Below are 16669 nucleotides of genomic sequence, written 5' to 3' on the forward strand. Positions count from 1 at the left end.
CTCCACCCTGCCCCGAAGATTGGTTCGCATGACCTCCAACGCCGAGCCCGGACCTGCGTCCGGCAAGGGATCCGTTGGCGTCTCCGGGCCCACGCGGTCGCTCTGGCTCGGTCTGCTCGGACTCAGTTCGGCAGTGTCCTGCGGCGCGCTGGTCCTTACCGGCGTGGTGGCTGTGCTGCTGAATGGCTGGACCGGTGTTGTGTCCAGCAGCCTCGGCGGCCTCCTGGTGGTTGTGTTCTTCGCGATCAGCCTGCTGATCGGCCACTTTGTGGGACGCAACAACCCCTCGGGCGCCGTCGGCCTGTTCGTGGCGACCTACTTCGTCAAGGTCATCGGTTTCGCCGTGGTGCTGTTCGCCGTAGGCGCTCCCGACTGGCTGCACGGCCGCTGGTTCGTCATAGGTGCCGTCGTGGCCGTGGTCACATGGCAGGCTGCCGAGATCTACGGTTTCAGCAAAGCCCGGCTGCAGATCTTCAATGACCCCGAGCCGGACAGCGACCCCAAGCCGAACGGTGAGCAACACTGATGACCAAGCACAACCACCCCGGGAAAAACGAGCCTGGAACACCCGAACCGACGCCCGGTCCTGCCGCTGTACCCAGCGAGAATTCCGACGGCGGTTACAACGCTGGAATGGCCGTCTTTAGCTACATAATTGGCGGAATCATCGTCTGGAGTTTGATAGGGTGGGGACTGGATTATCTGTGGGGAACCCGCTGGATTGTGCTCGTAGGCGCTCTGCTTGGAGCTGCGGGAGGGTTCTATCTGTCCCATATGCACGGCCTCACCAGTTCAAGGAAAACAACTGGCGGGAACGGTGCAGCCAGCGGCCCGTCCGAGGACGGGAACAGTAATGCCAAATAATTTCACGAGGGGGAGGGCAAGCATGACGCGCGCCGGAACCTTACCAACGCCCAACGATGGACACTGCAGAGAGGAAACGCGTTGATCGCGCTTGCGCTCCCGGCCCAAAATTCAGGAGAGTTCACACCTCCCGGAATTGAAGAAATGCACCTGCCGGCAATCCTGCCGTGGGGTGCGGCAGACGGATTCTCCAAGCAGATGCTGCTGGTTATCCTGTCCGTCGTCATTATCGCCACATTCTTTGTGCTCGCTGCGCGGAAGCAGCAGCTCGTTCCCGGCAAGCTGCAGTTCGCAGGTGAGGCCGCCTACGGCTTCGTCCGCAACAGCATCGCCAAGGACATCATCGGCGGCAGGGACTTCATCAAGTATGTCCCGCTGCTGTTCAGCCTGTTCTTCTTCATCCTGGTGAACAACATCTACGGCGCCATCCCCGTGATCCAGCTCCCGAGCTTCTCGCACGTCGGCGGCGCCTACGTGCTGGCAGCCATCGTGTACGTCACCTGGATCGGCATCGGCATCAAGAAGAACGGCCTGCGCTACTTCAAGCTCGCTACCGTTCCCTCCGGTGTCCCGGTCTACATCCTCCCGATCGTCATTCCGATCGAGATCATCTCCAACTTCCTGGTCCGTCCGGTCACGCACAGCCTGCGTCTCTTCGCCACGATGCTGGCCGGCCACCTGATCGTCATGATTGCCGGATCGGGCATCGAATACCTCGTCATGCAGGAGAACGTCCTCCTCAAGGGCACCTCTGTGCTGGTTCTCGCCGGCGCGATTGCCATGTACATGCTGGAAGCGCTGATCATGGCGCTGCAGGCGTACGTGTTCACACTGCTGACTGCGATCTACATTGAAGGCGCACTCCACGCCGACAGCCACTAGGCACCCAAAACTTCCCCTCGTGGGGATGAAGCAACCCAAACAACCTGCCATATACATGGCATCTTGAAAGGAAGAAAAATGGAAGGCTCCATCAACGGCTCCCTCAACCTCATCGGCTACGGTCTCTCGGCCATCGGCGGTGGTATCGGTGTGGGTCTCGTGTTCGCTGCCTACATCAACGGTGTGGCACGTCAGCCGGAAGCCCAGCGCGTCCTGCAGCCGATCGCATTCCTCGGCCTTGCGCTGACTGAAGCCCTCGCCATCCTGGGCCTGGTCTTCGCTTTCGTTCTCAAGTAAACCTTCAGAACCAAGCGAACATTCAGAACCGAGTAGATAAGGACGGGTGAAATATGAATCAGCTGATCATCTCAGCCGCCACCGAAGGCGCCGCGGCGGCTAACCCGCTCGTTCCCAATGTCTGGGAAATGGGCGTTGTCCTCGCCGGCTTTGCTGTCCTCTTTTTCATCGTGGTCAAGTTCGTTGTCCCGATGTTCGAGAAGACGTTCGCAGAGCGTGCCGAGGCTATCGAGGGCGGCATCGCCAAGGCTGAGAAGGCTCAGGCTGAGGCTTCTGCCGCACTCGAAGAGTACAAGCAGCAGCTCACTGATGCCCGTGCTGAGGCCAACCGTATCCGTGAGGAAGCGCGTGCCGAAGGCGCCCAGATCCTGGCGGAACTGAAGGAGAAGGCTGCAGCAGAGTCTGCACGCATCACCGCTCAGGCGCACGTGCAGATCGAATCCGAGCGCCAGGCGGCAGTTGTGTCGCTGCGGTCGGAGGTGGGCACTCTTGCCACCACGCTTGCGGGCCGCATCGTTGGGGAAACCCTCGAGGACGACGCACGTGCAGCACGCGTTGTTGACCGCTTCCTGGCTGATCTGGAGACCCAGAACGCAGGTGTAGCTAAGTAATGGCAGGTGTATCGAGCGAATCGCTGACCAAGGCGCTGACCGAGCTGGAGCCAAAGCTTCCGTTTGCATCGCTGCAGTTGGCAAAGGAACTTTTCGGGATCCTGGGAACGGTAGACAGCTCGGCCGGCCTGCGCCGCGCCCTGACTGACCCCTCCCGCAGCGGTGAGGAAAAGTCGGCGTTGATCAAGCAGCTCTTCAGCGGAAAAGTTTCCGCCGAAGCTGTGGACATCGCAGCCGGACTGGCCAGCTCACGCTGGGCATCGGCGCGAGACATCGGCGATGCACTCGAGACGCTTGCCGCAACGGTGGTCATCGCCGTTGCCGAAAACAAGTCGGCCGTTTCTGCCTCCGGTATCACCGGTTTGGAAGAGCTGGAGAATGACCTGTTCTCCTTCAACCAGGCCGTGGCTGCCAGCCACGAGGTGCAGCGTGCGCTTTCTGAACCGCAGGCCAGCGGCGCAGCGAAGACTGTCCTCGCCGAAAGGCTCGTTCCTTCCGCAAGTGAGGAAGCCAAGGTCCTGATCGGACAGGCAGTCGCGCAGCCCCGTGGCATCAAGGCAACCAGGCTCGTGAGCCGTTTCGCCGAGCTCGCCGCCAAGCGCCAGCAGCGCTGGATTGCGACGGTCAGCGTCATGCGTCCCCTGACGGAGACGCAGGCAAGCCGTCTGCAGCAGGGAATGAACTCCCTCTACGGACGCGAGCTGAAGGTCAACGTCAAGGTTGATCCCACGCTGATCGGCGGCATCCGGGTGCAGGTGGGGGACGAAGTGCTCGACGCTTCGGTCCTCACCCGCCTGAACGACCTCCAGCGCCAGCTGGCCGGCTAGCCGGACAAGCACAACACAACTGATAGAAACCCCGGTCATCGTGAGCAACGATGATCACGAATACAGGAGAGCAGGGACTGCAGATGGCCGAATTGACCATCAACGCCGACGACGTCCGTAATGCGTTGAACGAATTCGCGGCGTCCTACGAACCCGGAAACGCCGAGCGCGTAGAGGTCGGCCGTGTGACCGCCGCAAGTGACGGCATCGCCCGTGTTGAGGGCCTTCCCTCGGTCATGGCGAACGAGCTGCTTCGCTTCGAAGACGGCACCCTGGGCCTTGCCCAGAACCTCGACGTCCGCGAGATCGGTGTCATCGTCCTCGGTGACTTCACCGGCATCGAAGAAGGCCAGGAAGTCCACCGCACCGGTCAGGTTCTGTCCGTGCCGGTCGGCGACGCCTTCCTCGGCCGCGTGGTGGACCCCCTGGGTGTGCCCATCGACGACCTCGGTGAGATCAAGGCCGAGACCACCCGCGCCCTGGAACTCCAGGCGCCCGGCGTTACCCAGCGCAAGTCTGTGCACGAGCCGATGCAGACCGGTCTCAAGGCTATTGACGCCATGATCCCGATCGGCCGCGGTCAGCGCCAGCTGATCATTGGCGACCGCCAGACCGGTAAGTCCGCCATCGCCATCGACACCATCATCAACCAGAAGGCCAACTGGGCTTCCGGTGACGTCACCAAGCAGGTGCGCTGCGTGTACGTCGCGATCGGCCAGAAGGCTTCCACGATTGCAGCAATCCGCCAGACCCTTGAGGACAACGGAGCGCTCGAGTACACCACGATTGTTGCCTCCCCGGCTTCTGACCCGGCCGGCTTCAAGTACCTTGCCCCCTACGCCGGCTCGGCCATTGGCCAGCACTGGATGTACGGCGGCAAGCACGTCCTGATCGTGTTCGATGACCTGTCGAAGCAGGCTGAAGCCTACCGCGCCGTGTCGCTGCTGCTCCGCCGCCCGCCGGGACGCGAAGCTTACCCGGGCGACGTCTTCTACCTGCACTCCCGTCTCCTGGAGCGTTGCGCCAAGCTCTCCGACGAGCTCGGCGCCGGCTCGATGACCGGTCTTCCGCTCATCGAGACCAAGGCCAACGACGTCTCGGCCTACATCCCGACCAACGTGATCTCCATCACCGATGGCCAGATCTTCCTGCAGTCGGACCTCTTCAACGCCAACCAGCGCCCCGCCGTCGACGTGGGTGTCTCGGTATCCCGTGTTGGCGGTGCAGCCCAGGTCAAGTCCATGAAGAAGGTCTCCGGTACCTTGAAGCTGGACCTCGCCCAGTACCGCGACATGCAGGCCTTCGCGATGTTCGCATCCGACCTTGATGCCGCATCCCGCCAGCAGCTGACCCGCGGTGCCCGCCTGATGGAACTGCTCAAGCAGGGCCAGTACTCGCCGTTCCCGGTCGAGAACCAGGTCGTGTCCATCTGGGCAGGCACCCAGGGCCACCTGGACGATGTTCCGGTTGAGGACATCAGCCGGTTTGAGTCCGAGTTCCTGGAGCACCTCAAGCACAAGTCCTCCATCCTTACGACGCTGGCGCAGACCAACGTCCTGGACGACGACACCGTGGCCGCTCTGAAGACCGCCATCGTGGACTTCAAGAAGGGCTTCTTCGGCGAAGGGGACGACAAGCTGGTAGGCGCAGGCCACGAGGAGCATGAAGCTATCTCGGAGGGTCAGGTCGACCAGGAAAAAATCGTCAGGCAGAAGCGCTAGTTTCGCTGGCAGGGACTGCCGGAACCCTTCGGGGGTCCGGCAGTCCCGGCCATCGGGATCTTAGGAAAGGATAAGTATGGGAGCCCAGATCCGGGTCTACCGTCAGAAGATCAGCTCGACGACGTCGATGCGCAAGATCTTCAAGGCGATGGAACTGATCGCTACCTCGCGCATCGGCAAGGCCCGCGCCAGGGTAGCAGCTTCACTGCCTTACGCGAACGCGATCACGCGCGCTGTTTCCGCCGTCGCAAGCCAGAGCGAAATCGACCACCCCTTGACCACCGAGCCGGAGTCCATCCGCCGGGCCGCAGTCCTGGTGATCACCTCGGACCGCGGCCTCGCAGGCTCATACTCCGCCAGTGTGCTCAAGCAGGCCGAAGGCCTGAACGAACTGCTCCGTGCCGAAGGCAAGGAAGTCAAGACGTACCTGGTGGGCCGCAAGGCGCAGGCTTACTTCGATTTCCGGAACCGCCCGTACGGGCGTGTCTGGACCGGCAACACCGATGCCCCGGAGTTCGCAACGGCACGGGAAATCGGCGCTGCGCTGCTTGAGGACTTCGCCATCGATTTCGGAGAGGGCGGCGTGGACGAGATCCACGTTGTGTACACCCGCTTCAAGTCCATGGTGACCCAGGAGCCGACCGTCATCCGACTTCTTCCCCTTGAAGTTGTGGAAGAGCAGGCGACCTCCGAAGCTGAACTGCTGCCGCTGTACGAGTTCGAACCGGAGCCGGAACAGGTGCTGAACGCCCTGCTGCCGCGCTACATCGAGTCCCGTATCTTCGCGGCCATGTTGCAGGCTGCGGCTTCTGAGCTTGCTGCGCGTCAGCGCGCGATGAAATCCGCCGGTGACAACGCCACGGACCTCATCAAGAAGTACACGCGTCTGCGCAACACCGCGCGCCAGGCAGAGATTACGCAGGAGCTTTCCGAAATCGTGGCTGGCGCCGACGCACTCGCGTCCTAGCTGCCGGGATCTCGGATCCAGCCAGACCTGCACCAACAGATAAACTTAACCCCACGCCATCTACGAGTGAAGTGAGAGAGATGACTGCCACCGCTACCGAACACGTAGCCGCAACGTCCGGTGCCACCGGCCGTATTGCACGTGTCATTGGCCCGGTTGTCGACGTCGAATTCCCGGCTGACGCAATCCCCTCGATTTACAATGCACTCACCACCGAGATCACTCTCAACGGTGAGACCAAAACCATCACGTTCGAGACCTCCCAGCACCTGGGTGACAACCTCGTCCGCGCTATCTCCCTGCAGGCAACCGACGGCCTGGTCCGCGGCACGTCCGTAGTGGACACCGGCTCGCCGATCTCCGTGCCTGTTGGCGACGGCGTCAAGGGCCACATCTTCAACGTCCTCGGCAAGCCGCTGGACGTCGACGAGTCCGTGATTCAGGCTTCGGACTACTGGCCGATCCACCGCAAGGCCCCGGCCTTCGCGTCCCTCGAGGGTTCCACCGAAATGCTCGAAACGGGCATCAAGGTCATCGACCTCCTCACCCCGTACATCAAGGGTGGAAAGATCGGCCTGTTCGGCGGCGCCGGCGTGGGCAAGACCGTTCTGATCCAGGAAATGATCACCCGTGTTGCCCGCAACTTCGGTGGTACCTCCGTGTTCGCCGGTGTGGGCGAACGTACCCGTGAAGGTAACGACCTCTGGGTTGAAATGGAAGAGGCAGGCGTCCTCAAGGACACCGCCCTTGTGTTCGGCCAGATGGACGAGCCGCCGGGAACGCGTCTGCGCGTGGCCCTTTCCGCTCTGACCATGGCGGAGTACTTCCGCGATGTCCAGAACCAGGACGTGCTGCTCTTCATCGACAACATCTTCCGCTTCACGCAGGCAGGTTCCGAGGTTTCCACTCTGCTGGGCCGCATGCCTTCCGCCGTGGGCTACCAGCCGAACCTTGCTGACGAGATGGGCCTCCTGCAGGAGCGCATTACGTCCACCAAGGGCCACTCCATCACCTCGATGCAGGCCATCTACGTCCCCGCAGATGACTACACCGACCCGGCACCGGCCACGACCTTCGCACACCTGGACGCCACCACGGAACTTTCCCGTGAAATCGCTTCCCGTGGTCTGTACCCGGCCGTGGACCCGCTGACGTCGACGTCCCGAATCCTGGACCCGCAGTACATCGGCAAGGACCACTACAACACGGCTGTCCGTGTGAAGCAGATCCTGCAGAAGAACAAGGAACTCCAGGACATCATCGCCATTCTCGGTGTTGACGAACTGTCTGAAGAGGACAAGATCGTCGTGTCGCGTGCACGCCGCATCCAGCAGTTCCTTTCCCAGAACACCTACACGGCCAAGCAGTTCACCGGCGTTGAGGGTTCCACCGTTTCCATCAAGGACACCGTGGAAGGCTTCACGGCCATCTGCGACGGCGAACTGGACCACGTAGCAGAGCAGGCGTTCTTCAACGTCGGCGGCCTGGACGACGTCGAGCGCCAGTGGGCCAAGATTCAGGAACAGACCAAGTAATATGGCTGAGCTTGAGGTTGAGATTGTCGCAGCGGACCACTTCGTGTGGTCCGGGGCGGCCAAGATGGTCAAGGCCCGCACCAGCGATGGTGAAATCGGAATCCTGCCCGGCCACTCGCCTGTGCTGGCGATTTTGGCCGAGGGACAGCTGGCAATCGAGCCGGTTTCCGGCGACCGCATTGTCGTAGATGTTGACGGCGGGTTCTTCTCTGTCGACAACAACCGCGTTGTAATTGTTGCTGACAACGCCCAACTGGGTGACGCGGCCACTGCGGGGATCCGATAGCACAACCCTGATGGACGTTACTTCCTTTCCGTTCATCGCCATAGCAACCGTGCTTGCGGTGCTGATTTTTACACTGTGCCTGTTTGGGGTGCGCCGCTTCAACCTGCGGCGCGCCCTGGGCACGGTGGACGCCTCCATTCGTACGGCTGGAAAGAGCTGGCGGATGGGGGTTTGTCGTTATCAGGACAATGAGCTTGAGTGGTTCAAACTGCTGTCCCTGAGCGTCCGGCCCCGCCACCGCTTCAAACGGAGTTCCCTTGAGCTGCTGGGCCGGCGCCAACCCACAGAGGCGGAACTGGTCAAGGTGCAGCCCGATGTGGTGATCGTGGAGCTTCGGTACGAGGGGGAGGATGTCTTCCTGGCCATGAAGTTCGACGCCTACACAGGTTTGTCCTCGTGGCTTGAAGCCGGGCCGGTCATCGGCGTGGGGACCTGGCGCTGAGGGCTCCCGCACCGGCCTGACCTGGCAGGGCGCGCCAATGAGGCGGCGCAAATATTTCAAGATCTGAAAACATTAGTGACACAAAAAATGATCCCCGGCACGGATGCCGAGGATCATTTATTTTGAGACAAATTAGACGACGGTTACGCCCGTGGCCTGGGGGCCCTTGGCGCCCTGGCCGATTTCGAACTGAACGCGCTGGTTCTCGTCGAGGGTCTTGAAACCACCGGTCTGGATCTCGGAGTAGTGAACGAAGACATCGCCATCGGAGTCGTCCGGGGTGATGAAGCCGAAGCCCTTTTCAGCGTTGAACCACTTGACGGTTCCCTGTGCCATTTATTTCTCCTCAGTATGGAACTTTATAAGGCCAGCACACCTCGTACTGGTCTTGGTTACTCCGCGAGAAGAATCCTGGCCTGCACCCCCGATAACCGGAATTGCGTTGCAGGAGCTTCGCGCTCGCAACATGTCTTGCGAGCATGAAAAACACCTACACAAAGACTGATACAAGAATTTCATGGGCAAACCGTCTGGTCAACGGTCAAAACGCGAATTACGCCAAATTTTGGGCAAATCCCGAGTAAACGCCTGATCACCCATTCCGTTACGGCCCCGCCGCTTGGAAAGTACGGTCAGAAGAGCCGTGACTCGACGTCGTCAACGCCCCGCATGGCGTCGTAATCCAGGGTCACGCAGTCAATGCCGCGGTCCATGGCGAGCACCCTGGCTTGCGGTTTGATCTGCTGGGCGGCGAAGATGCCGCGCACCGGTGCCAGCAGGGGATCGCGGTTGAGCAGTTCAAGGTACCGCGTCAGCTGCTCCACGCCGTCGATGTCCCCGCGGCGTTTCAGTTCAATGGCCACCGTGGCGCCGCCGGCATCCCGGGCAAGGATGTCCACTGGCCCGATGGCGGTAAAGTACTCCCGCCGGATCAGGGAGAACCCCTCCCCGAGGGTTTCGATCTGGTCGGCGAGGAGCCGCTGCAGGTCGGCCTCGACGCCGTCCTTGATCAGGCCGGGGTCCTGTCCCAGTTCGTGGGAGCTGTCGTGAAGCTGTTCATGGATGTTGATGATGAGCCTGTCGTCCGTCTTGGCCGACTGGACTGTCCACTGCTCGACGACGCCAACTTCGACGTCGGCGTCCTCCGGGGAGGTGACGCGGAGAACGGCGGGCGGGCTCATCCAGTTCAGCGGCTTGTAGGAGCCGCCGTCGGAGTGCACCAGGACCGAACCGTCGGCCTTCACCAGCAGGAGCCGGGTGGCGAGGGGGAGATGGGCTTTGAGCCGGCCAACATAATCAACGGAGCAACGGGCTATGACGAGACGCACGCCCTACACCATACCTTCTCTGCAGAGCCTTCCCTGCTGCGCCTTCTCTGCAGTGGCCGCCAGGGGCGGGACCCTGGCGGCCAGTAGCCCAGTGTCATGCGGGTGAGGGCAGGGGATCGGCTAAGGCAGAATGGAGGCATGCCCCGCTCCAACCGTCCCCGCCGCCCCAAAGCCGGGCGCGGTGCGGCCGGAAACACCCCGGGCGGAGGAAAGCACGGCGGAGGTCCCGCCCCGGAACTTGACCTGGAGCGGGCCCGCGCGGGAATCGCCCGCCGGGAAAGCGCGCCCGACGGCGACTGGATGGTGCGTTCCATCACGGCGCGCAAGGCCGAGAAGACGTACATCTGCCCGGGCTGCTCCACCGCTGTACTGCCCGGAATCGCCCACCTTGTGGTCTGGGCGGACGACCACCTGTTCGGAGCTGCCGTGGGGCTGGCCGAGCGGCGCCACTGGCACAGCAACTGCTGGACGTCCCGTAACTTCCGGTACCGGTAACGCCCGGTGACCGGTGTCGGGAGCAACCCGGCCGGAAGATAAGCTGGTGCGCATGACTTTTGACCCGGCGTCGTACGTTTTCAGCCAGCCATCAGCAGCCACCGCGATCCGCGCCTCCACGGTGCTTCCCGCCCGGCGCGAAAACATCGAAATCCGCACCGAGGACGGCCACACGCTGGTGGGCGAACTGGCCCTGCCGGAATCGGGTCCGGTCGCAGCCACGCTGATCACCCTCCACCCGCTGCCCACGCACGGCGGTTTCATGGATTCCCACGTGTACCGCAAGGCCTCCTACCGGCTGCCGGCGCTGGCCGGGGTGGCCGTACTGCGCTTCAATACCCGGGGCACGTCCTCGCCGCGCGGAACCAGCGACGGAGCGTTTGAAGAGGGCATCGGCGAGCGGTACGACGTGGAGGCGGCGGTGCGCTTCGCCGTCGAGCGGGGACTGCCCAACCGCTGGCTCGTGGGCTGGTCCTTCGGCACCGAACTCGCCCTCATGTACGGCGCCGTGGAACCGGTGGCCTCCCAGGTGGAGGGCGCAGTGCTGCTGTCCCCGCCGCTGCACCGCGCCACCGACGAGCACCTGCTGCTTTGGGCGGCCGCCGGCAAGCCGCTGACCGTCCTGGTGCCCGAGCACGACGACTACCTCCGGCCCGCCGCCGCAGAGGCCCGGTTCGGCCTTGTGCCCCAGGCCAGGGTGGTGGGGGTCGACGGCGCCAAGCACCTTTGGGTGGGGGAGAAGCAGGCGGCCCGGGTGCTGAATGAGATCGTGGATGTCGTTACGCGCGACGGCGCGGGAGCCGATGGCCTGCCGCAGGAATGGGAAGGGCCGGTGGCCGCCGCCGCCGTCTAGTGCTTGCCTGCGTCTGGTGCTTGCCTGCGTCTAGTGCTTGCCTGCGTCTAGTGCTTGTCCTGGCGGACGATGTAGATCTCCTTGATGAGCAGCAGGATGGCGGCCGCCGTCGGGATGGCAATGAGCGCCCCCAGGACGCCGAGCAGGCTGCCTCCTGCGATCACCGAGATGACGGCAACGGCGCCGGGCACCGCCACGGCTTTCTGCATGATGCGCGGTGAGATGAAGTACGCCTCAAACTGCAGGTAGGCGAAGTAGCAGATGGCGTAGGCCAGGGCTGACTGCCAGCCCAGCGTGAGCGTGATCAGGATGACCACCACGCCGGCGATCAGCCCGCCCACCAGGGGGATGAAGGCCAGCAGCGCCACGACGAACGTCAGCAGCACGGCGAACGGCACGCCGATGATGGACATGACGATGAAGGCAAAGGTGGCATTCAGGAGGGCGACCACCGCCTGGCCGATGACGTAGTTGCCCACGGAGCGGCTGATTTCCTCGGACAGCGCCTCGACCCGTCCCCGCCGGGACCGCGGTGCCAGCCGGTAGCCCCACTTTTTCATTGCGGGCAGGGCGGCGAGGAAGTAAAGGCTGAGCACCAGCACGATCAGGGTGCCGAAGAGGCCGTTGGCCACGGTCGAACCGAAGCCGACGACGCCGCCGAAGATGCCGCTCATCGCCTCCGGGTTCTTAACGAACTTGTCCAGTTCCTCCGTGATGCGGTCGCGCACGCCGAACTGGTTGTCCACTGTCCGGAAGAAATCCGAGTTGATGAAGTCGCGCACCCACACCGGGGCCTGCTGCACGAGCTCGGTGACCTGCTCCACGATCGTGGGGATGAGCGTGGCAAAGAAGCCGACGACGGCGAGCATCAGCACGGAGACCGACACGAGGATGCCGGCGGGTCGGGGAATCTTCCGGCCCTCCAGCCAGCGCACCACCGGGTCCAGGCCGAGGGCGATGAAGAGGGCAGCGACGATCCAGAGCAGGAGCTGGGTGGTGTGGGAGCCGATCCAGTAGACCAGGAGGGCCAGGCCGACGCCCACGGTGCCCATGAATCCCAGGTACAGCGGGTGCTGGGCCGAGATGCGGGGCCCGGGGGACCCGAAACGCTCGGTGGCCGCGGGTTCGCCGGCGTCTTCCGTCACGAAGTTGTCGGGATGCTCCGGCGGGAATTCAAACCGGAGCCTCGGCTGGGCGCCGGGGATCGGCTGGCGCAGGCGTCTCAGCACGGCACCCAGGGCGGCGGGACCGCTCTTCGTCCTTAACGGCTTATGGTGCGGGGCGGGCTGTGGCGCGGTGCTGTGGTCTGCCGCATGGTGTGCACCAGTGTCCTGTGGCGCCGGCAGGCTCTGGGGGGAGTCGGCGTCGGGCAGATCTTCGGGGCCGCGCATGGACGGATCCGTGTGTTCAGTCACTGCTTTTTGATGCCTTTACCGTGCGTGGCGCCGCGGCTGCGGGCCGGATGTGATGATCATCGCAAACACTATCAGCAGCCTTGTGAATAGCCGGGCGCGCGGCGTTTCGCTGGACCGGCAGCCGGGGCCCTAATGCCCCCGATCCGGCCTATTGGTAACAAAACGGTTACTATTGGAGGTAAACCCCCGCTGATGATAGGTATTCCTTTGCGTTTCAAGACTGCAGTTGCACTTGTGCTGCTCGGCCTCCTGACACTGCTGGCCGGCATCGGGCAGAAGACCTTCTGGGCCCCCGCCGAGACGGTCACGGCAACGGCTTCCGCCGGCGAAGCCGCGCCCCTGACCGTTATCGACCAGAAGCTCCGCACCCTCGAGGGCGGAACGGTCACCATCAAGGTCAAGGGTGAGGGCAGCTTCCTGCTCGCGGCAGGACGCCCGGATGACGTCGACGCCTGGGTGGGCAAGACCGCCCACAACACCGTCACCGGACTCTCGGACGACAAGAAGTCGCTGCAGGTAAAGCACACCGACGGCGAAGCCAGCGCGCCGTCGCCTGCCGGCTCCGACCTTTGGGTCAGCACCGAGAACGCCAGCGGCGAAATGGACTACACATGGTCCGCCCCGGCCGACGGCGACTGGTCCCTGCTGCTCGCAGCAGACGGAAAGAAGCCCGCGCCGTCGTCCATTTCCATGACGTTCCCCAATGACACCTCCATGCCGTGGGCCGTGCCGCTCATGGTTCTCGGCGGGCTCCTGATTATCGCCGGCGGTGCGCTGCTGGTCCTCAAGCCCAAGGGCGCGGCGCCCCGCGACGGCGGGTCCTCCGACAACGGGGCCGCCGGCAAGGCCAGCGACAAGCAGGGCAGCCTGTTTGCCCGGCGCGCCCGCGCCAAGGCGGCGGCCAAGGCCGGAGAACGGTCCTCCTCCGCACGGCTCAGCGTGGTGGTCGCGGCCACCACCGCCGCGGTCCTCGCCGGCGGCGCAGCTGCCGCGCAGGCCAGCGCCCCGGCCTCTACTGCAAGCGAATCCGGAGCACCCGCGTCTGCTGCCCCTGCAGGGAACGGCACGCCGGTGGTCCTGGACGCCCAGTTCCGCCGCATCCTGGAGCAGGTGGCCAGCGCCACCGACGCCGGCGACGCCGCCAAGGACGCCAAGAAGCTTGCCGCCCGCGTTGCCGGAACGGAACTGGAGGTCCGCACCCAGAACTACAAGATCAGGTCGCGCGTGGCCTCCTATGACGCGCGCATGCCCGTGCGTTCCACGAAGCTCCTGACGACGGTGGTCACGGACAAGCGTGAATGGCCGCGCTCCGTCATGGCCGTCACGCAGGGTGAAGGCAACGTTGTGCCGCAGCTGCTTACGCTCGTGCAGAACTCGCCGCGGGAAAACTACAAGCTCGTGGGCACGTCACCGCTGCAGCCCGGAACCACCTTCCCCGCGATCGTGCGCGGGGGCACCGAGTCGCTTGCCGCTGACGACAAGTCCGGCCTGCTCTACAGCGGGCAGGAAGCCCTCGCCGGCCTGGCCGACCGGCTGACCAAGTCCAACTCCACGTTCAAGAGCAAGCTGGTTGAAGGGGAATCCTCCCCGTACATCGCGGACACGCTGTCCTACCAGGCTGACATCGTGAAGGACGGCGTCGACGGCAAGTTCGCGTTCACGCACAAGGTTGTTCCTGAGAGCACTGTCGTGTTCCGGACCGAGGACGGCGGGGCCCTGGTCCTTGGCCGGCTGACCTTCAACTTCGACGGCACCCCCAAGGCAGAGGGCGACAAGCTGTCCATCGGCAATGATGCGGCCGTCCTCGCCGGCGGCAAGGAGACCACCACCGGGATGGTGCTGAAGTTCGCCGAATCCGTGGCCGTCTATGTGCCGCCGGCCGCCTCAAAGGATCCGATGAAGCTCGTCGCTGCCACGCGCGGACTGGTTGGCGCCAGCTTCAAGTAGGCAAGGGCTTTCCGTAAACCTGCCGTCACTGGAGCGGCCGCGGTGCTTACCGCGGCCGCTCTTGTGGCTAGAGTGGGAGCTATGAGTTCGCCAGCTTCCCGCCCTGTCCCTTCGGCCGCGAGCCAGCTTAACCTTCGTGGCGCCGTCGATCTCTCCTCGCTCAAGCAGCGCCCGGCGCCGCCGGCGCCTCCGGGCAATACCGCCGCCCCTGCTTCCCAACAGGCCGACGGCGGACCCGCCCTCCGGGTGGACGCCACCGAGGCGAACTTCCAGAGCCTTGTGGAGCTGTCCGCCCAGGTGCCCGTGGTATTTGCCCTCTGGGCCGCCTATTCGCCCGAATCCACCGGTGTGCTGGATGCGCTTGACCGGATCATCCAGAGCTACGGCGGCCGGCTGGTCCTCGCCGCCGCGGACATTGAAGCATTCCCGCAACTGGCCCAGGCGTTCCAGGTGCAGGCCGTTCCCACCGCCGTCGCCGTGCTCAAGGGCCAGCCGGTGCCGCTCTTCCAGGGCGGCGCCGACGAGCAGGAAATCCGGCCCGTGCTGGACGAACTGCTCACGGTTGCCGCTGCCAACGGTGTGACGGGCAACGTCGGCGGCGGCGCGGGCACATCCGAGGAACCCGCTCCTGCCCCTCTGCCGCCGCTTCACCAGAAGGCCTTCGACGCAATCGAAGAGGGTGACTACGCCGCTGCGGCAGCTGCCTACCGGCAGGCGCTCGTCGAGATGCCGGCGGATGCGGAGGCAAAGGCTGGCCTGGCGCAGGTGGAACTGATGGAACGCCTGCAGAGCCTTTCCGGACCTGAGGGCGAGGCGCTGCGCCAGCTTGCCGCGGATGAACCGGACAACCTGACGGCCCAGCTGGGCATCGCTGACCTTGATCTCGCCGGCGGCCACGTGGAGGACGCCCTGAACCGCGTGGTCGCGTTCATCGGCAGGAACTTCGGCCCGGAACGAGAGTCCGCCCGGGTGCGCCTGCTCGAGCTGTTCGAAGTTGTCGGAACCACGGACGAACGCGTGGGCAAGGCCCGCCAGGCTCTGGCACGGGTGCTCTTTTAGTGGCGGTGCCCGCGCTGTTCCAGCCGCTGACGCTGCGCTCCCTGGAACTGCAGCACCGGGGCTGGGTTTCGCCGATGTGCCAGTACAGCTGCGAACCAGGCGAGGCCCCCGGAGTGCCCAGCGACTGGCACCTCATGCACCTCGGATCATTCGCCGCCGGGGGAGCGGCCCTCATCCTGACCGAGGCCGCGGCGGTCAACGCCGAAGGGCGCATCAGCCCGCGCGACGCGGGGCTGTACAACGACGAGCAGGCGGAGGGCTGGGAGCGGATCGTCCGCTTCGTGCACCGCCACGGTGTCGCCGACGCCAAGATCGGTGCCCAGCTCGCCCATGCCGGACGGAAGGCGTCCACGTACTGGCCGTTTTCCGGCCGGAGCGGATCGGTTCCGGCGTCCGACGGCGGCTGGGAAACAGTGGGTCCGGGCACCCAGGCGTTCGACGGTTACGCGCCGCCGGCGGCCATGACAGAGGATGACATCAAGCGCGTCATCGCGGATTTTGCTGCCGCAGCGACCCGCGCCGTCGACATCGGCTTCGACACCATCGAGCTGCACGGCGCCCACGGCTACCTCCTGCACCAGTTCCAGAGCCCGCTGATCAACGACCGCACGGACGCCTGGGGAGGCGATGCGGAGGGACGTAACCGGCTGACCATGGCTGTCATCGACGCCGTCCGCACTGTCATCCCGGAGTCCATGCCGCTACTGCTGCGCATTTCGGCAACCGACTGGGCAGAGGGCGGAATCAGCGTCGAGGACTCGGTCAGCCTGGCCGCGCAGGCCGCCGAGCGGGGAGTGGACCTGGTCGACGTGTCCAGCGGCGGGGCGGTGGCGCACCAGCAGATCCAGCCCGGGCCGGGCTACCAGACCGAATTCGCCGCCCGGATCCGCCGCGAAACCGGAGTCGCCACCGGCACCGTCGGGCTGCTGACGTCCCCCGGACAGGCCGAACATGTGGTGGCCACCGGACAGGCCGACGGCGTCTTTATCGCCCGGGCGGCCCTTCGGGATCCGCACTGGTGGCTCCGGGCCGCCTTTGAACTCGGCCACGACCTGCGCTGGGCGCCGCAGTACGAACGGGCCGTGCCGCGCCGCACGTTCTGACAGCTTTCAGGCGCCCCTCGCCGTGAGTTTCTACTCC

19 protein-coding genes are annotated in these 16669 nt (G+C 64.4%); 16 read left to right on the forward strand and 3 right to left on the reverse strand.

The window, feature by feature from the left end:
- Nucleotides 1–28 precede the first annotated feature (28 nt).
- From CXZ05_RS07945 to CXZ05_RS07995, 11 genes are all read left to right on the forward strand, one after another.
- Entirely contained in the window at nt 29–526 is a 498-nt protein-coding gene (locus CXZ05_RS07945; protein ID WP_102972063.1) for a hypothetical protein, read from the forward strand.
- Nucleotides 526–864, forward strand: a complete 339-nt coding sequence (locus tag CXZ05_RS07950; RefSeq protein WP_102972064.1) for a hypothetical protein — start codon at nt 526–528, stop codon at nt 862–864. The genes CXZ05_RS07945 and CXZ05_RS07950 overlap by 1 nt, the downstream gene beginning before the upstream one ends.
- An 81-nt stretch (nt 865–945) precedes the next feature.
- Nucleotides 946–1746 (forward strand): F0F1 ATP synthase subunit A, encoded by an 801-nt coding sequence (atpB, locus tag CXZ05_RS07955; RefSeq protein WP_102972065.1) that lies wholly within the window; start codon nt 946–948, stop codon nt 1744–1746.
- Between the two features lie 78 nt (nt 1747–1824).
- A complete protein-coding gene (gene atpE / locus CXZ05_RS07960; RefSeq protein WP_003804776.1) occupies nt 1825–2043 on the forward strand; it encodes an ATP synthase F0 subunit C in 219 nt (72 codons plus the stop codon).
- A 53-nt stretch (nt 2044–2096) separates the two neighbouring features.
- Nucleotides 2097–2654 (forward strand): F0F1 ATP synthase subunit B, encoded by a 558-nt coding sequence (locus CXZ05_RS07965; RefSeq protein ID WP_102972066.1) that lies wholly within the window; start codon nt 2097–2099, stop codon nt 2652–2654.
- A complete protein-coding gene (locus CXZ05_RS07970) occupies nt 2654–3481 on the forward strand; it encodes a F0F1 ATP synthase subunit delta (protein ID WP_102972067.1) in 828 nt (275 codons plus the stop codon). Before CXZ05_RS07965 ends, CXZ05_RS07970 begins: the two co-directional genes overlap by 1 nt.
- A gap of 83 nt (nt 3482–3564) precedes the next feature.
- Nucleotides 3565–5202, forward strand: a complete 1638-nt coding sequence (gene atpA / locus CXZ05_RS07975) for a F0F1 ATP synthase subunit alpha (RefSeq protein WP_102972068.1) — start codon at nt 3565–3567, stop codon at nt 5200–5202.
- A 76-nt stretch (nt 5203–5278) separates the two neighbouring features.
- On the forward strand, nt 5279–6169 hold the full coding sequence (locus tag CXZ05_RS07980; RefSeq protein WP_102972069.1) for a F0F1 ATP synthase subunit gamma: 891 nt from the start codon (nt 5279–5281) through the stop codon (nt 6167–6169).
- An 80-nt stretch (nt 6170–6249) separates the two neighbouring features.
- The gene (atpD, locus tag CXZ05_RS07985) at nt 6250–7704 is read left to right on the forward strand and encodes a F0F1 ATP synthase subunit beta (RefSeq protein WP_102972070.1); all 1455 of its coding nucleotides are present in this window, start codon (nt 6250–6252) and stop codon (nt 7702–7704) included.
- A gap of 1 nt (nt 7705) precedes the next feature.
- A complete protein-coding gene (locus CXZ05_RS07990; protein WP_102972071.1) occupies nt 7706–7990 on the forward strand; it encodes a F0F1 ATP synthase subunit epsilon in 285 nt (94 codons plus the stop codon).
- Nucleotides 7991–8000: 10 nt separating this feature from the next.
- The gene (locus tag CXZ05_RS07995) at nt 8001–8432 is read left to right on the forward strand and encodes a DUF2550 domain-containing protein (RefSeq protein WP_102972072.1); all 432 of its coding nucleotides are present in this window, start codon (nt 8001–8003) and stop codon (nt 8430–8432) included.
- Nucleotides 8433–8564: 132 nt separating this feature from the next.
- Here the strand turns inward: CXZ05_RS07995 and CXZ05_RS08000 are convergent, their stop codons facing one another.
- Both CXZ05_RS08000 and nucS read right to left on the reverse strand, forming a co-directional pair.
- Nucleotides 8565–8768, reverse strand: coding sequence for a cold-shock protein (locus CXZ05_RS08000; protein ID WP_003804766.1), 204 nt, complete (start codon nt 8766–8768; stop codon nt 8565–8567).
- 296 nt (nt 8769–9064) lie between these two features.
- Entirely contained in the window at nt 9065–9760 is a 696-nt protein-coding gene (gene nucS / locus CXZ05_RS08005; RefSeq protein WP_102972073.1) for an endonuclease NucS, read from the reverse strand.
- 138 nt (nt 9761–9898) lie between these two features.
- On the opposite strand from nucS, the gene CXZ05_RS08010 reads away from it, so the two are divergent.
- Nucleotides 9899–10255, forward strand: coding sequence for an ATP/GTP-binding protein (locus CXZ05_RS08010; protein WP_102972074.1), 357 nt, complete (start codon nt 9899–9901; stop codon nt 10253–10255).
- A 52-nt stretch (nt 10256–10307) separates the two neighbouring features.
- A complete protein-coding gene (locus tag CXZ05_RS08015) occupies nt 10308–11108 on the forward strand; it encodes an alpha/beta hydrolase (RefSeq protein WP_102972075.1) in 801 nt (266 codons plus the stop codon).
- A gap of 47 nt (nt 11109–11155) precedes the next feature.
- Here the strand turns inward: CXZ05_RS08015 and CXZ05_RS08020 are convergent, their stop codons facing one another.
- Nucleotides 11156–12523 carry an AI-2E family transporter gene (locus CXZ05_RS08020; protein WP_102972076.1) on the reverse strand — a complete coding sequence of 456 codons (1368 nt, stop codon included), beginning with the start codon at nt 12521–12523 and terminating at the stop codon, nt 11156–11158.
- 192 nt (nt 12524–12715) lie between these two features.
- Here CXZ05_RS08020 and CXZ05_RS08025 point away from each other — a divergent pair, with 192 nt between their 5' ends.
- From CXZ05_RS08025 to CXZ05_RS08035, 3 genes are all read left to right on the forward strand, one after another.
- Nucleotides 12716–14470 (forward strand): hypothetical protein, encoded by a 1755-nt coding sequence (locus tag CXZ05_RS08025; RefSeq protein ID WP_180987320.1) that lies wholly within the window; start codon nt 12716–12718, stop codon nt 14468–14470.
- A gap of 81 nt (nt 14471–14551) precedes the next feature.
- The gene (locus CXZ05_RS08030; protein ID WP_102972078.1) at nt 14552–15529 is read left to right on the forward strand and encodes a tetratricopeptide repeat protein; all 978 of its coding nucleotides are present in this window, start codon (nt 14552–14554) and stop codon (nt 15527–15529) included.
- Nucleotides 15530–15534: 5 nt separating this feature from the next.
- Nucleotides 15535–16632 (forward strand): NADH:flavin oxidoreductase/NADH oxidase, encoded by a 1098-nt coding sequence (locus tag CXZ05_RS08035; protein WP_102972208.1) that lies wholly within the window; start codon nt 15535–15537, stop codon nt 16630–16632.
- The last annotated feature ends 37 nt before the right edge of the window (nt 16633–16669 follow it).

It is taken from the genome of Arthrobacter sp. AFG20, assembly GCF_002892795.1.
Lineage (GTDB): Bacteria > Actinomycetota > Actinomycetes > Actinomycetales > Micrococcaceae > Arthrobacter.

Bases quoted from the DNA above. Each gene is read 5' to 3' on its own strand.
- CXZ05_RS08025 (WP_180987320.1), top strand. From the start codon at position 12,716: ATGATAGGTATTCCTTTGCGTTTCAAGACTGCAGTTGCACTTGTGCTG.
- atpA (WP_102972068.1), top strand. From the start codon at position 3,565: ATGGCCGAATTGACCATCAACGCCGACGACGTCCGTAATGCGTTGAAC.
- atpD (WP_102972070.1), top strand. From the start codon at position 6,250: ATGACTGCCACCGCTACCGAACACGTAGCCGCAACGTCCGGTGCCACC.
- atpE (WP_003804776.1), top strand. From the start codon at position 1,825: ATGGAAGGCTCCATCAACGGCTCCCTCAACCTCATCGGCTACGGTCTC.
- CXZ05_RS07990 (WP_102972071.1), top strand. From the start codon at position 7,706: ATGGCTGAGCTTGAGGTTGAGATTGTCGCAGCGGACCACTTCGTGTGG.
- CXZ05_RS07950 (WP_102972064.1), top strand. From the start codon at position 526: ATGACCAAGCACAACCACCCCGGGAAAAACGAGCCTGGAACACCCGAA.
- CXZ05_RS08010 (WP_102972074.1), top strand. From the start codon at position 9,899: ATGCCCCGCTCCAACCGTCCCCGCCGCCCCAAAGCCGGGCGCGGTGCG.
- CXZ05_RS07995 (WP_102972072.1), top strand. From the start codon at position 8,001: ATGGACGTTACTTCCTTTCCGTTCATCGCCATAGCAACCGTGCTTGCG.
- CXZ05_RS07965 (WP_102972066.1), top strand. From the start codon at position 2,097: ATGAATCAGCTGATCATCTCAGCCGCCACCGAAGGCGCCGCGGCGGCT.
- CXZ05_RS08000 (WP_003804766.1), bottom strand. From the start codon at position 8,768: ATGGCACAGGGAACCGTCAAGTGGTTCAACGCTGAAAAGGGCTTCGGC.
- CXZ05_RS07970 (WP_102972067.1), top strand. From the start codon at position 2,654: ATGGCAGGTGTATCGAGCGAATCGCTGACCAAGGCGCTGACCGAGCTG.
- CXZ05_RS08015 (WP_102972075.1), top strand. From the start codon at position 10,308: ATGACTTTTGACCCGGCGTCGTACGTTTTCAGCCAGCCATCAGCAGCC.
- CXZ05_RS08030 (WP_102972078.1), top strand. From the start codon at position 14,552: ATGAGTTCGCCAGCTTCCCGCCCTGTCCCTTCGGCCGCGAGCCAGCTT.
- CXZ05_RS07980 (WP_102972069.1), top strand. From the start codon at position 5,279: ATGGGAGCCCAGATCCGGGTCTACCGTCAGAAGATCAGCTCGACGACG.
- CXZ05_RS07945 (WP_102972063.1), top strand. From the start codon at position 29: ATGACCTCCAACGCCGAGCCCGGACCTGCGTCCGGCAAGGGATCCGTT.